This window comes from Clostridium yunnanense (assembly GCF_016595795.1).
Taxonomy (GTDB): domain Bacteria; phylum Bacillota; class Clostridia; order Clostridiales; family Clostridiaceae; genus Clostridium_AR; species Clostridium_AR yunnanense.
Genome location: NZ_JAENHN010000010.1, coordinates 220,974 through 236,674 on the forward strand (window position 1 = coordinate 220,974; position 15,701 = coordinate 236,674).

Here is a 15,701-nt window from a genome sequence, read left to right on the forward strand (position 1 = left end):
GCATGGCGGCGATACAAAAAGCTGTCATGCTTTTTTATTCTTTAGAAAATTATATTTAGATAAAGTTTGATAAGTATTCGTAGACGGCTAAATATATATCAAAGAAAGAATAAAAAATAAAATTTATGTCGCCTGCAAAATTTCCTTCATAAGTATTCACAAAGGCAGATATGAGAAAAATATAATTACCAGTTGACATGAAAATACTTCTGCAGTAGAATTAAAATATACTTCGGACGAAGAATTAATTTTAGGAGATTTTAAATGAGTAATCAGTTATTTAATTTTGAAGAAATGATATTTTATTATATTGACGAATTAAAGTTTTTACTTTTTCCTGATAAATGGGGAGAAGAATTTTTAGATTACTCTAAGAATGAAATATTAGCTCTTCTATTTTTATATAAAAGCAAGGCTGGAAACATGACTGAGATTTCTGAGTATATTAACGCACCATTAAATACAACTACTGGGGTAATTAATAGACTTGAAAAGAAGGAAATGGTAGAAAGAAGAAGAGATGAGAAAGACAGAAGGATCGTCAATATATTACTGACGGATAAAGCACAAAAATTTATCGAAGAGCAAAAAAAGGTTATACAATATTACTTTGAAAAGATATATAATGCATTAAGCGTTGAAGAAAAAAGTGCTGCATTAGGTATATTCAATAAGGTTATAGCTGTTATGAAGCAAGAGAAATATTCTCAAAGCGATAAAGAGAAGCAGAGTAAAAAGGTTAAAAGAATAATTATAGAATAGCTTAGGCAACTAAGTTATTTTTTAAAATAAATACTTCGATTAAAGAACTATTCTTTTAAAGAATTATAGGAGGTATAAATATGGGAAGGATAATAATTTTTACAGGAAAAGGCGGTGTTGGCAAGACAACTACTGCCGCAGCACATGGAGTTAAAGCAGCAAGGCAAGGGATGAAGACACTGGTAGTAAGTACGGATATGGCACACAACTTGAGTGATTTATTCATGAAGGAAATAAAAGAAGAGCCAGTAGAAGTAGATAAAAACTTATATGCACTGGAGATAGACCCAAACTATGAGATGAGCAAATACTACGGAAGTATTTCAGAAGCTTTTAAGAATATGATTTCCTTTAAGAACGAAGAAAATGAAGAAGCTATGGAGGACATAGTAGTATTTCCAGGAATTGAAGAACTATTTTCGTTATTAAAGATTAAAGAACTATATGAGGAAAATATATATGATTTAATCATAGTGGATTGTGCGCCTACTGGAGAAACTCTTTCTTTACTCAAGTTTCCTGAGCTTTTTTCATGGTATATGGAAAAGTTATTCCCTATTGGAAAAGTGGCTATGAAGGTATTAAGACCAGTATCAAAAATTGCTTTTAAGTTAGATATGCCTGATGAAGCGGCGATGAACGATATAGAAAAGCTATATGTAAAGCTTGGTAAATTACAGGAGCTTTTGAAAGATAGAGAAGTTTGTAGTATTAGATTAGTTACAATCCCAGAAAAGATGGTGGTTGAAGAAAGTAAGAGAAGTTATATGTATTTAAATCTATATAATTTCAATGTTGATGGAGTCTATATCAATAGGCTTATACCAGGAGATATCGATAATAGCTTCTTCAACCAATGGATAGAACTACAAAAAAATTACCTAGAAGAACTACAATCGGTTTTTGTTAATATTCCGATTTATAAGATAAAGTGGTACGAAACAGATGTGAATGGAATAGATGCGCTAGATAGAGTTGTAAAAGATTCTTTGGAGGATGATCATATATTTGATGTTCTTAAGATAACAAATAATGAGGTTTTTCAAATCACCGAAAATGGATATAGACTTGATGTTTACTTGCCTTTTAGTAATAAGGGAGATTTTGATCTTTTTGAGTCAGGTACAGATATAATTGTGAAGCTTGGGAACTTTAAAAGAAATATTCCGATTCCTAATGTTATAAGAAAATATTCAATAGCCTCTGCAAAATTAAATAATGATATTTTAAGTATTTACTTTGAATAAATGGAGGGTAATTTTATGAATAAGGAATTTATAAAAAAGATGGTTAAAGCTGAGAGATATAGATATGAGGCAATAAAAGAGATATTGCCAGAAACAATTAGAAAAAAGGTTGAACAGTTAGAGCAGGATGCAATAAGTGTGCTAAAAGATACTGCGATGGAAATTATGAAGGAAGATGCTAATAAAGAGACAAAGAAGAATTCAACAAAGAAAGTGAACATTGAATTTTCTTAAAAGGATTGGAGGAGTATTGAATATGAGAATAATACTGTATACCGGAAAAGGCGGAGTAGGAAAAACTAGTATTGCTGCAGCCACTGCTTGCAAGATATCAAGTGAAGGAAAAAAGGTTTTAATAGTAAGTACAGATCAAGCCCATAGCCTTAGTGATTCCTTTGATATAAAACTATCCAATAATCCATTAGAGATAAATGAAAACCTATATGCCCTTGAAATAGATTCCATTATAGAAAACGAAAATTCTTGGGCAAATATAAATAATTATATTCAGAAGCTTTTAATAGCAAAGTCAGAAAAAAGTATTGAGGCAGAGGAATTATTGGTCTTTCCAGGCTTCGAAGAGCTATTATCCTTGATAAAAATAAAGGATATATATGATCAAGGAAAATATGATGTTTTAATAGTTGATTGTGCACCTACAGGTGAAACTATGTCGCTATTGAAATTTCCAGACTTACTTAAATGGTGGATGGAAAAACTTTTCCCTATAAAAAGAAAAGGTGCAAAGTTTGCAAAGCCGTTAGTTGAAGCTACGATAAAAATACCTATGCCTACAGATGACGTTTTTGATGAAATAGAAAAGTTATACTCTAAGGTTGATGAGCTTCATACTCTTATGATAAACAAAGATATAGTTAGTATAAGAATAGTTACTACACCTGAAAAAATAGTAATTAAAGAGGCGAAGAGAAGTTTTTCATATCTTCATTTATTTGATTATAATGTGGATGGAGTTATTGTTAACAGAATATTTCCTGAGGATTCACTCAAAGGTTATTTCTCAAAGTGGGGAAGTATTCAAAAGGAAAGCCTAGAGGATATATATGAAAGTTTTAAGGACATTCCAATCTTTAAATTAGAACTGATGAGTTCTGAGCTAAGAAAATATGATGTTTTAAAAGAAGTTGGCAGCAAGATATTTAGTAGAGTAGATGCTGATAAGATTCTTTTCAAAGATAAGATCTTTGATATTGAGAAACAAGATAATGGATATAGTTTTAATATAAATATGCCTTTTATAGATAAGAAAGATTTAAAGCTTTCTCAAAAGGGAGATGAGATAACAATAACTATAAAGAATGAAAGAAGAAGCTTTGTCTTGCCAACAAAACTTCAAGCTAAAGAAATAGTTGGAGCAAAGTATGATGATGGTAAATTGCAGATATTCTTTGCTTAGATGTATGATAATTTGACAGAAAAATAATGTTACCAAATACAACTCATATAGAGGCAGAAGATATAAAGTTACTATAAATTCATATTTTCTACCTCTATACTATAAGATTATCAAACTAACCAAGTCTGAAGTTATAAAAGTACTTAACTTACCTTTTAAAGGTAAAAAATCTTATAATAATGAGTTGCAAGTAAATGCTCTAGCAAAATCAGCTAATAATACTGCTAATAACTAAGAAAAAGTTAAGTAAAAGAATACAAGGAATACTTTTTAGGAGATATGCCAACCGTTTTCGTAAAGGCCTTCAAGAAATTACTATAATCGTTGAATCCACATTTCTCGCATACATCATTTACATTAGAGCCTGATGCAAGAAGCGATTTAGCAATACTGATTCTTCTTGCAGTAATATACTTATTAATTGTAGTTCCAGTAGTAGATTTAAATATTCTACATAAATAAGAACTACTTATATAGAAATGCTTTGATAAGCTTTCAATAGTGATTGGATTACAGATATTAAGATTTACATAAGTAAGTATATCTTCAACCAATTCATTATATTTGTAAGAGGTATCTTTTAAATCATCCATAGCACTATCTTGGTATAATGAATTAATCATTACTAACAACTCCATGAATGAGCTTTTCTCAATAATATCACTTCCATATGCTTCAACAGAATTGATCTTATTAACATAATACATAAATCTTTGCTGCTGATCTTTTGTCAATGACAACTTATGATTAAAGTTTTCTGGGCGGAAGGAAAAACAATAATCTAAATCAGTTATTGCAGTAGAAAGACTTCGTACAAATTCAGGATGTACAGGTATAACTATTCGTTCTAGCTTCATCTGATCGGTTTGAGATAAATAATGGCTTTCGTATTGGTTAATTACAAATAAATCTCCTGGATTTATGTCATAGAACTTATTATTTATCAAAAATTGCTTACTGCCACAGATTGAATAATATATCTCATAACAATCATGAACATGAATATCCATACTTTTCTCGTCTTTATACAGATGGGCAATTGCGAAACTTTTTGTGTTCATACATTGTAATATTGACTCTTTACACGAATTCAGCTCTTTCAAGATAGATTCACCTCTTTGTAATCTAGTAAATATTAAAACCTATATTCCAAAATATCTGATGAAAATCCATTCAAATTTCAATAATATATGTAGGATATAATCTTTAAATTATAATAGTTCTTTCATATATAGCATCTCTTGCATAAACACTTAATTTAAACGATAGTCTTAGATATTCAAAATCATATAATTGATATAAGTATAAATTCGTTGTTCAATAATTGCAATATTTAATATAAAAAATAACAAGAAATTGAAAATGTTAATTGTTATACTAGAAGTATAAAGTAGAACAGAAGGTATTATGGAATAAGAGATGTTCTTGGTATCAAGGGCTATAGATTTCGTAAATAGGCATATTCCTTATACTTACGTATGTATCTTAGCTTACGTAGAAAAATAGACTCAAGAAGATATCAAAAAATAAGATTAGTATATAGATTAAAATGTGAATTGGAGGAACTTATAACATGAAGATAGCATTAATTAACGAAAATAGTCAGGCGTCAAAAAATGAGATAGTTTATACTGCCCTAAAGAAAGTTGTAGAACCTATGGGACATCAAGTTTTCAATTATGGTATGTATGGGGCAGAGGATAAGAACTCTCTTACTTATGTGCAAAATGGTATATTAACAGCCATATTACTAAATTCTGGTGCAGTAGATTATGTAATAACTGGTTGTGGTACCGGTGCAGGTGCTATGCTTGCATGTAACTCATTTCCAGGAGTTATATGTGGGTATGTAGTAGATCCTTCAGATGCATATATGTTTGCTCAAATAAATGACGGAAATGCTATATCAATGCCATTTGCAAAAGGTTTTGGATGGGGAGCAGAATTGAATCTTCAATATGTTTTTGAAAGACTTTTTGAAGGAGAGAGTGGACAAGGATACCCAAGAGATCGTGTTATACCTGAACAAAGAAATAAGAAGATATTAGATGAAGTTAAGAAGGTAACTTACAGAGACTTAGTAACGATTCTCAAAGAGCTAGATCAAGAGTTATTAAAGGGAGCTATAAGTGGAGAAAGATTCAAGGAATACTTCTTTGAAAACTGTAAGGATGAAAAGATTGCTGAATGTATTAAAGAAATATTAGATTAATATGGATGTACCACTTCATGATGAAATTTATATTTTTAAATTCTCACAACAGGATATGCATGAGATTTAAGAGTATATTTCAGAAAGGAGCGGTATATTTTTATAGTTAAATACTATTTTTGAATTCTATCATAAATAGTATTTAACTTTTTAGCAGTTGCAAATTTAGAAAAGTTCTTTAATTTAATAGCAAATAGGTATACAATAATATAAGAGTTATTGTTCACGTGAACAATGGCTTTAATTCTAGGGTGTGTAAAGTTTATTAGTGAGTTTTATGCTTGGTTTTACACCTAAGAGGATATAATTGGACGGTGGATGATAGTGACAACTGATATGACAAAAGGAAATATTTCTAAACATTTAATTACCTTTTCGATACCATTAATTCTAGGTAACTTATTTCAGCTTACTTACAATGCTGCAGACTCTATCTTTGTAGGCCGTTATGTAGGTACTAAGGCCTTAGCAGCAGTAGGAACTGCAAATCCTATTATGAATATTGTTATGTTCTTAATAATTGGTATCTGCATGGGTGCGTCAGTTTTGATGAGCGAATATTTTGGATCTGGTAATATAAAAAAACTTAAAAGAGAAGTTTCGACCACTATGATAGGTGGTTTTATATTTACATCCTGTGTAATTGCTTTTTGTGTAGTTTTTACAAAGCCGATTCTAAGATTAACAAGAACTCCTGAAGAGCTTATTCCAGATGCTTCGCTTTATTTAAGGATAATTTTCTTCGGACTTATATTCACATTTCTATATAATGTATTTGCTGCAACACTAAGAAGTATTGGAGATTCGAAAACCCCGCTAAAGTTTTTGATGATATCATCAGTTTTAAATGTACTCATGGACATACTTTTCCTAAAATACTTCAAGATGGGGGTAGAAGGAGCCGCTATTGCAACAGTTACTGCGGAGATGCTTTCAAGCATTTTTTGTATTACATATATATATTTGAAGGTGCCTTTGTTACGTTTTTCTAGAAAAGAAATGGTTTTAGATAAAACATTGCTTAGAATTACTATAAATTACAGTTGGGTAACTGCAATGCAGCAAACCTGTCTTTATGTAGGAAAAGTGTTAGTTCAGGGGGCTGTAAATCCACTTGGTGTGCAAGCTATAGCAGCATTCAATGCAGTTAATAGAGTAGATGATTTTGCTTTTATGCCACAACAGAGCATCGCTCAAGCAATGACTACGTTTTTAGCTCAAAATAGAGGTGCAAAGAAAGAAGAACGAATTAAACCAGGATTGTGGACAGGCTTGAAGTTGGAATCTATCTATTGGACTATAATTTTAGTAGTTGTCTTTTTCGGTTCAAGAAATATAATGAGGCTATTTATAAGTGGCAGTGATAGCATTGTTATTAATATGGGAATAATCTATCTTCAGATGATGGCATTCTTTTATCTACTTCCTAGCTGGACTAATGGTATACAGGGATATTTTAGAGGAATGGGTGATTTAAAGATAACATTAATGTCAACCTTCGTACAAATGATTGGACGAGTGATTTTCTCTTATATATTAGCTCCAAGATTTGGAGTTGCAGGTATAGCAGTGAGTTGTGGTCTAGGATGGATTGTAATGCTAAGCTATGAAGTGCCATTCTTTGTAAAGAGTATAAAGAAAAGCTAATCTAAACCGTATTATTTGTAAAAAGAAAAAGTCTAAATGATATTGATTTAAATTTTACCAATATCATTTAGACTTCTTTCAAATCGGTACTATTTGGTTAACCTTAAACAATCTTTACAACGGTACCTATAGGGACTAAATTTGATAACTCTAGTACATCTTTGTTATACATACGAATACAACCATTTGATACATTTTTTCCGATGGAAGCAGGATTATTAGTTCCATGAATTCCGTAATCGCCATTAGGAGCATCTAGTCCTAGCCACCTTACACCAAATGGGCCACCTGGATTGATTGCTTTATTTACTATCTTAAAAGTTCCTTTTGGAGTAGGGGTAGAGGCTTTACCAACAGCAACGGTATAAGACTTAAAAAATTTATCGGACTTAAACAAGGTTAAGGTATGAGCTCCTGTGTTAATTGTGATACTATAAATTGCTCTGTAATACTGAAAATAGTCATCTGAAAATGGATAGTCAAACATATATTACTCCATAAAAAAATTATATAGAATATAGTATTTTGATTTATAAGAATAAGTGAGTATTAATTATAAGTAAAACTTTTAATAATTCAGAGTGTTTTTTTAAAAGTATATATTCATTGTATTTATATGGCAAATAGCCCTTGGAAACACCAGTATAATTATGCTTAAGTTTTATGAGATTTTTTCGTTAATTAATATATAATAGAAATACTAGGAGTGAGTATAAAGCCTTAAGTAGATGTGAAAGTTCTTTTAATATAAAAATATATATATTATTAATTCTTATGAATATTAATTCATAAATAAGATGTATGATTTGAGATATTAATCATTAAAAAACTATTCTAATATTATGGCTTTAAATAAACCCCTATAATTCTATAAAAAATTGTAAAGGCAAATTTGTCGAAAGGCAAAGACGCAAAGCTATGGGTCTAAACGGTTATATACCGCAGGGTTGCCAGGTTGCCAGGATTCCTTTTAGGACCCTCCCGGCTTTCAATAGGAGGAGTTTATATGTCAAATTCAAAGTTTTTCTTAGCACTATTTATGGCAGTATCGTTAGTTATCCCAACTCAAGCATTAGCAGTAAATAAAAATAGTGTTAAGACACAAGTTGTTACACAAACTGCAAGTACGCAAAATTCAACATGGCTGTGGGATACACAGCAGATAGTAAGCAATTCAGATGCTATACTTAATTTTGTAGCAGCTAACAATGTTAAGAACATATATCTTCAAGTGAATTATAGCTTAAACCTTGATTCTTATAAGAACTTCATTAGAAAGGCCTCTGCAAAAAGTATAAGTGTACAAGCATTAGATGGAGCTCCAGATTGGGCATCAGATAACGGTGCATATAAGCAGCAACAGCTTTTTGATTGGTTAAACAAGTATCAAAGCTCTGCATTAATAAATGAAAAATTTAATGGTGTACACTTAGATGTTGAGCCTTATTTAAATACACAGTATAACCAAAATATGAGTGGAGTTTTAGCTAACTATCAAAGTTTATTATTAGATGCAGTTAGCAAGACTAACGCGCTAGGTATAAAGCTAGCGGTGGATGTACCATTCTGGTTTGATGGTGTAACTTACAATACTAAATATGGGACTGGCAACTTAGCAGAGTGGATAATAAAGAATGTAAAAAATGTAGTTATAATGGCTTACAGAGATACTGCAGCAGGAACAAATGGGATAATTAGCGTAGTTTCTAAGGAACTAAGCTTAGGTAAGTTATATGGTACTAAAGTTACAGTTGGAGTTGAAACTCAGAAGTCTAGTGAAGGCGATTTTATAAGCTTTTACGAAGAAGGACGAGCTTACATGAATCAAGAGTTGAATAAAGTTTATACAAGCTATAGTGGAAACTCAAGCTTTGATGGATTTGCAATTCATCATGCTATGAGTTGGATGGTTTTAAGAAAGTAACTCTATGTATTAACAGACATTCTTGAAAGAGGATGTCTGTTTCCTTTTAAAAGAATTTTATTAAATAGCCTTAAATAAGACTTGTTAGGAAGGTAAATTCTTGCTCCAATGAAGTTACGAATTTCATGGAAAATAGGCTTTTGATTAAATTATACAAATAGAAAGAAAACAAATAAGCTATGATATAATTATAAAGGATACAAACCTCAGATATCTCACTGTATTTAGGTTTGTGGAAAATTAGATATAGATAGAAAAAAGACCAGTGCATAGCATTTAACATGCACTAAACATGGACATGGAGGAACTAAAATGAACAAGGCTTTTGTATACTCAGATCAATGTGAATTTCAATCTGCAGGAGAAGGTGTGCACAGAAAAATACTAGCATACGGTGAACAGCTAATGGCTGTAGAAGTGCATTTTGAAGAAGGGGCAGTGGGTACTCTACATAGTCATCCACATACTCAGCTTTCATATGTGTTAGAGGGAGAGTTTGAGTTTGAGATTGATGGAGTTAGGAATGTTGTTAAGAAGGGGGATACATTGTACAAACTTCCTAATGTAATACATGGATGTAAATGTATTAAAAAAGGAGTATTGTTAGATATATTTACTCCATATAGAGAAGATTTTATAAATAAATAATAATAGGATATGATTATAGCTTAAAGCTTGTAAAGGGCGTCTTATATTTCATTTTTAAGAAATACTAAGACAGCCCTTCTTTATTTCTATTTATCTTATTTCTGTAAGTTTAAAGTAATCGGCAGTTAGGGTATATGGATCAGTAGTAGCAGTATTGCTTACATTCTTCCCGACTGCAACAAGTTTAAAAACTTTATTTCCAGCAGTATTAAAAGTAACATTTCCAAGATTTATTTCTGTAAATAAATTACCATTATAGTATTCGTCAAATTGATCGCCTTGTTTAACTCCATCAATATAAAGTTGTCCAATTCCTTTTGAAGAGTGTTTTTTTACTTGTATTTTGACATTATAAGTTCCAGCTTCTGCTACATTTACGATGAATTGAGCATAGTCGTTAACTGCATCAAACTTACAATATCCAAGAAGTCCATTACTTGCGCCACTATCAGCACCTGCAGCAAATGTGTCATCTGTTGAAGTCGATACTTGAAGAGATTCGCACTCATAAATTATTGAATCTGATATTTGAGTTTGAGATTGTGGATAGCGTACATCTATCCAGTTAAAGTTAGCAACCGTATTTGTGTCAGCAGTTCTTATCATGATTAGATATAAGTTATGAATTCCTGTAACTCCTGATACTGGAATATATTGGGTTGTATATGTATTCCAGCTTCCAGTGCTAATTGTTGAAGCAGTGCCTATTAAAGGACCAGTTTTGCTATCAAGTCTTACTTCTATTTTAGAATTAGAACTTTGTGTAGCATATCTTAGAGCAATGCTAGAAACTCCACTTCCGAAATTAACGTTGTTATATTCAAGCCAAGAGCCATTTTTACCGCTAACAAAGGTTCCACCGTCTGTATCTACACAAGCTCCAAGAGAGATACCATCCTTTGAATTATAATATTCAGCTTGTATTTTTGAAGTTGCTTGACTAGGAAGCACTGATATTCCAGTTGCATAGGCTATATTAGTTAGATTCATAGCTTCTAGATTAACAGCTGGTGAAGGATTCCCAAGCATATAGATACTATCAAAGGTAATACCATTAAAGCTTGAAGAAGAACTTAATCCTTTGATCATACCAGGCTTTGTACCTTTATTGCGAACATTAATATTTTTTACCTTAACATTTGTGATAGGTCCTCCGCCTTCTCCAGAGCCATTATTGATATTGAGATCGCACCAAGAAGCCACGTCACCATTAGTATTGCTAACATTTTCTATATCAATATTTTCAAAGGTTGCTGTATCGATTTTTGCTGTCCCATATTTATGATCTATTCCAATACCGGCAGAGCTGTCATAAACTACGCTGTTTTGGAAGGTTATATTAGTTTGATTTTGCCTAACTCCTTGACCTATTTTATAACCGTAACAGTATGTCCAAGCTAGGCAGTTATTGAAGGTTATATTATCATTTGGTTCGGGATTTCCATGCCAGTTGACACTTATATTTGTGAATAAATCTGGTATAGTCCAAGTTTTAGTTGAAAAGCTGTCGTCTAGAGAAATGGCAATGGCATTATCAACTTTTACATTTTGAGATTCGCATATATCAATGCCATCATCTTCACCAGTATTTAAGTGGTTAAAAATCTTAAAGTTTTTAAAGGTAAGATCGTTTGACCTTGCAGTTATTATTCCCCAAGACCCTGCATCTCTGAAGGTAATACCATCAACAGTAAAATTGCTGCAGTTTACAGGAACTAATAGATTAGTGCCTAAGTTTTTGGTGTTAGCCAAATAGTATCCGTTAGCATCTACCGTACCACGACCATATAGTTTTATGTTATCGGCATTTTCAGCGGTGTATATAAACCAAGTTACATCTCTACTTTGAGAAGTTTTATACCAGTGAGAGATATAGTCAGCTGGATCATCGGTAGCACGAAGAACAGCCCCACCCTCTAGATAAACTGCTACATTACTCTTTAATTCAAGATTTCCTATCTTATAAATTCCAGCAGGTATATATACTATACCTTTAGCACCGTTGCCCATTTTTGTTCCATAGGCACTTGCATCGTTAATAGCGTTCTGTATTGCTTGTGATGTTTTAGCACTGCCTGTGCTATCAGCATTATAAGGACTAGTCTTTACATTAAAGATACCAGTTCCTGAAGACGCAGGCTTGTCAGTCTCGATGGGATCTACAGTAATTATCAATTTCTTTAAGCTGTTTATTGTAACAATCAGATATTGAGGACTGCTTACATTAAAGGAAAGCTTACCACCACTTGTGGTTCCTGTTAATCCAAGTTTCTTCGGACTTATATTATAGGTAGATATTGTAGAAGCACCTATAGCTGTAACATCAATTGTAGAAAACGTTTGAGCCATTGAAAATTCTGCGTAGTCGTATTCGTCAGTGTATTTTACTACCGGTATATCAATTCCACCAGCTTTCAAGGAATAAGAAGATGAGGCTGAGTATATTGATGGTAGTGAATAAGATACAACAGTAGCCGCAGAGGCTTTTATAGGATTTAATAAGCCACTAATTAATATAAAAATTAATGCTAATGTAAGACTAAGAAGTTTCTTTAATTTAAACATTTGTAATCCCCCTTATAATTTAATAAGAATAAAAATGTATAACTCCTTTCTACTAAATTTAGATGGGAATATTATTGCATTTAATCGATGTATATGTTTACATTGGCTTTAATTATAAATTCTTCTTAGCGTTTATTACATGGAAAAAACTATAATGGATAGTAAAATTCTATAACTTTTACGCCATTAAGTGTCTGTTTTTACAATTGTATACAAAATAGTTGTTATATCAATCAAAAAGAACACCTAAATAAGTGATTGCTTTTAGTTAATACATGATTTTCCCAGTGCGTAAAAGAAAGTTATGCACTGGTATTTTGAATTCTATATTCTTTAGGAGTCATTCCAGTGTTTTTCTTAAAAAGTCTATTGAAATATGTGACATTCTTATAACCAACATCTATGGATATATCTACAATATTAGCTTCGGTCATACTTAAAAGTTGTTTAGCTTTGTCTATTCTAACTGAATTCAAATAATCAGAGAAGTTAGTGCCTGTCTCTTTTTTAAACAGTCTACATAAATACTGAGGGTTTAAAAAATAAAGTTTCGCAAGTTGAGATAGTTGCAAATCTCTATCGTAATAAGATTGTATATAATTCTGTATAAGCTCTATTACCCAGTTATTAGTGGATCTATAAGATGGGAGAGCAGAGGCGGATTTTCTACTAAGCTTCATACCTTGATTAATATGCTGAAGAATTGAACTACCTATTATTTCAACTATTTCTTCATATTCAGAAAGCTCAGAGATATCAATTTTCTCAGTTGTATCTAAGGACTCTATTAAATACTGTCTTTTTACACCAGTAAGATTACTTATCCTATCTATATTGCTATAGATATTAGAGGTTTGTTCCTTTAGAGTTATATTACCAAGATATACTACACATACAGGCTTATCGTTGAAATATATTGGTTTAACTATTTCAGTTATTCCAAGATAGCATTGACCTATGAAAAGGTTCTTTTTTGTTAGAGCCTTTTTTAGTGATAACTCCTTACATTTTAGGCAGAATTTAAACCCTCTAGTGGTAAGCTTAGCATATTCGCAAAATTTGCAGCTATGTATGGTATTCTTTTGTGGTATTTGTAGTGATGAATTTTGATGTATGATTCCAGACAAATCATGAATGCAGATATGGAACTTTCTATCCTTTAGCATCCACTTTAAGGTTGAATTTAATAAATTAAAATCTTTATCAGCAGCCATACTTATCCCCCCTTGAATTATTATAATTATATCACTTTTGATAATCTTTACTAGTGAAAATGTCATTTTTGTTCAATAAACTTATCAATTTTGTGTATGATGAGTTCTTCGTTTTTTTATATGATTTACTTATAGGAAACAATCTTAGGTTTCTGGTTAAGAGATTTAAATGTGTAGATTTATTGAGAAATGCGTGATCTATGGAGGAGTTTCAAATTGTATCTAGCAGAGAAAGTTAAGTTCTATCAATATTAATATAATCAGAAAACGAGTTTTGTGGAGTAGAAATTGTATATTTACATATTAAAGAAAGGATTGAAGAAAAATGAGTATTTATAGTGAAAAATATGATGTAATAGTTGCAGGAGGTGGTCCATCGGGAGTAGGAGCTGCGGTGGCTGCTGCTAGAAATGGAGCAAAAGTTCTGCTTATTGAGAAATATGGTTTTTTGGGAGGAATGGCTACTGCAGCAGCAGTGCCAGCATTTTGTCCATATACTGATGGAGAAAAGGTAATAATAAAGGGAATAGGCTTAGAAGTATTAGAAGCAATGAAGAAGGAAAGCAATTATGATTCGCCTATAAAGGATAAGAAGGAATTAATTAAAAGAATGTATGATTGGATTCCTATTGATACAGAAGCTTTGAAAAGAGTTTTAGATAATATAGTTTTAGATAGTGGAACCAATATACTTTTTCATACAGTTGCAACTGATGTGGTTTCTGAAGATGGAAATATAAAAGCAATTGTGGTTGAGAATAAAGAAGGAAAAAATGAAATTAGATGTAAATATATTATAGATTGTACAGGTGATGCTGATATAGTGGTTAAGGCTGGTGGTGAGCATGAGTATGGTGATGAAGAAGGTTTAGTACAGGCGGTAACTCTATGTTATAGAATCTCAAATATTAATATGGAAAGACTTATTGAATATTTTAAAACTAGTGGTGATACAGGAAATCTAACAAAAGCAGTTGAGAGAGCAAGGTTAAATAATGAGTTTAACTTTAAAGAGAAGCATGTAGCTGGCTTCTCAATTCAGAATGATGGGGTGGCAGGGTTAAACTTTGGCCATGTGTATGAGGTAAATCCACTTAAAGCGGAGGATATGACTAGAGCCGAGGTTGAATCAAGAAGAAATATACCAGCAATGATAGATTTTCTTAGAAAGTATGTTCCAGGTCTAGAAAATGCAGTATTAGTGTCTTCAGGTCCTATGGTTGGAGTGAGGGAGACAAGAAGAATTATTGGAGATTATAGGCTTACAGCAAGAGACTACTTTGATAGAGTTGAATATGAGGATTCTATTGCAAGATATGCTTACCCTATAGATGTACATCCATCTAAAACTAGAGATGTGATTTATAAAGATGAAAATGATCAGTACGTAACAAGCAGATACAAACCAGGAGAGAGCTATACTATACCTTATAGGACGCTTTTGCCTAAGGGGTTAAAGAATATTATTGTAGCAGGAAGACCTATTTCAGCAGATAGAGCTATGCATGGATCCTTCAGAGTTATGCCGGCTTGCTTTGCAACTGGAGAAGCAGCAGGAACAGCAGTTGCCATATGTAGCAAGGAGGGTATTGAACTAAGGGATATAGAAATAAAGAAATTACAGGAGCAATTGAAAAAACAGGGAGCATATTTAGGATAGTTTATCTAAAGATGAACCACTTTGATCCGAAATCTATTTTTAAAACTCTCACGGGTTTTGGTGAGAGAATTTAAAAATAATAAATTTTATTACGAAGTGGTTCATCTATATATAAAGATGAACCACTTTGATCCGAAATCTATTTTTAAAACGCTAGCTGGTTCTGATAAGTTTTGATACGAAGTGGGATATCAGAGTGTACTTAGGAAATATCACCTAAGTGCACTTTGTTTTTGCGTTATTTAAATGAATAGATAACCATTTTTATGATTTGTACATTTCTATACGAAAAATTAAAGAGTATAGAATTTTACTACCAATCATAGATAATTCCATTTAGTTTCTGGGTAAAGTAAGTATAATTATATTTGTAAACGGATTCAAGTTATTTAAATGAGGGGGAAA

13 protein-coding genes and 1 riboswitch are annotated in these 15,701 nt (G+C 31.8%); of the genes, 9 read left to right on the forward strand and 4 right to left on the reverse strand.

Annotated elements, in window-relative coordinates:
* The first annotated feature begins 264 nt into the window (after positions 1–264).
* The 4 genes from JHL18_RS04175 (at position 265) to JHL18_RS04190 (ending at position 3,426) form a co-directional block, all read left to right on the forward strand.
* Positions 265–762: a MarR family transcriptional regulator gene (locus JHL18_RS04175; protein ID WP_200266427.1), complete on the forward strand. Its 498-nt coding sequence runs from the start codon at positions 265–267 to the stop codon at positions 760–762.
* 80 nt (positions 763–842) lie between these two features.
* Positions 843–2,009: an ArsA family ATPase gene (locus JHL18_RS04180; protein ID WP_200266429.1), complete on the forward strand. Its 1,167-nt coding sequence runs from the start codon at positions 843–845 to the stop codon at positions 2,007–2,009.
* Positions 2,010–2,024: 15 nt separating this feature from the next.
* Positions 2,025–2,243 carry a hypothetical protein gene (locus JHL18_RS04185; protein WP_200266431.1) on the forward strand — a complete coding sequence of 73 codons (219 nt, stop codon included), beginning with the start codon at positions 2,025–2,027 and terminating at the stop codon, positions 2,241–2,243.
* 22 nt (positions 2,244–2,265) lie between these two features.
* Positions 2,266–3,426 carry an ArsA family ATPase gene (locus JHL18_RS04190; RefSeq protein WP_200266433.1) on the forward strand — a complete coding sequence of 387 codons (1,161 nt, stop codon included), beginning with the start codon at positions 2,266–2,268 and terminating at the stop codon, positions 3,424–3,426.
* Positions 3,427–3,668: 242 nt separating this feature from the next.
* On the opposite strand, the gene JHL18_RS04195 is transcribed toward JHL18_RS04190, so the two are convergent.
* Positions 3,669–4,529, reverse strand: a complete 861-nt coding sequence (locus tag JHL18_RS04195) for an AraC family transcriptional regulator (protein ID WP_200266435.1) — start codon at positions 4,527–4,529, stop codon at positions 3,669–3,671.
* Positions 4,530–4,999: 470 nt separating this feature from the next.
* Between JHL18_RS04195 and JHL18_RS04200 the strand changes: the two genes are divergently transcribed.
* Positions 5,000–5,638 (forward strand): RpiB/LacA/LacB family sugar-phosphate isomerase, encoded by a 639-nt coding sequence (locus JHL18_RS04200; RefSeq protein ID WP_200266437.1) that lies wholly within the window; start codon positions 5,000–5,002, stop codon positions 5,636–5,638.
* Positions 5,639–5,962: 324 nt separating this feature from the next.
* Positions 5,963–7,285 (forward strand): MATE family efflux transporter, encoded by a 1,323-nt coding sequence (locus JHL18_RS04205; RefSeq protein WP_200266967.1) that lies wholly within the window; start codon positions 5,963–5,965, stop codon positions 7,283–7,285.
* A gap of 103 nt (positions 7,286–7,388) precedes the next feature.
* Here JHL18_RS04205 and JHL18_RS04210 read toward each other — a convergent pair whose 3' ends face one another.
* Positions 7,389–7,772, reverse strand: coding sequence for a L,D-transpeptidase (locus tag JHL18_RS04210; RefSeq protein ID WP_200266439.1), 384 nt, complete (start codon positions 7,770–7,772; stop codon positions 7,389–7,391).
* Positions 7,773–8,160: 388 nt separating this feature from the next.
* Positions 8,161–8,248: riboswitch (cyclic di-GMP riboswitch) on the forward strand.
* A 43-nt stretch (positions 8,249–8,291) separates the two neighbouring features.
* Between JHL18_RS04210 and JHL18_RS04215 the strand changes: the two genes are divergently transcribed.
* The gene (locus tag JHL18_RS04215; protein WP_200266441.1) at positions 8,292–9,209 is read left to right on the forward strand and encodes a hypothetical protein; all 918 of its coding nucleotides are present in this window, start codon (positions 8,292–8,294) and stop codon (positions 9,207–9,209) included.
* 312 nt (positions 9,210–9,521) lie between these two features.
* Positions 9,522–9,857, forward strand: coding sequence for a cupin domain-containing protein (locus JHL18_RS04220; RefSeq protein ID WP_200266443.1), 336 nt, complete (start codon positions 9,522–9,524; stop codon positions 9,855–9,857).
* A gap of 90 nt (positions 9,858–9,947) precedes the next feature.
* On the opposite strand, the gene JHL18_RS04225 is transcribed toward JHL18_RS04220, so the two are convergent.
* A complete protein-coding gene (locus JHL18_RS04225; protein ID WP_200266445.1) occupies positions 9,948–12,422 on the reverse strand; it encodes a carbohydrate-binding protein in 2,475 nt (824 codons plus the stop codon).
* A gap of 302 nt (positions 12,423–12,724) precedes the next feature.
* A complete protein-coding gene (locus JHL18_RS04230) occupies positions 12,725–13,636 on the reverse strand; it encodes a helix-turn-helix domain-containing protein (protein WP_200266447.1) in 912 nt (303 codons plus the stop codon).
* A gap of 325 nt (positions 13,637–13,961) precedes the next feature.
* Between JHL18_RS04230 and JHL18_RS04235 the strand changes: the two genes are divergently transcribed.
* Entirely contained in the window at positions 13,962–15,296 is a 1,335-nt protein-coding gene (locus JHL18_RS04235; protein ID WP_200266449.1) for an FAD-dependent oxidoreductase, read from the forward strand.
* Positions 15,297–15,701 lie beyond the last annotated feature (405 nt).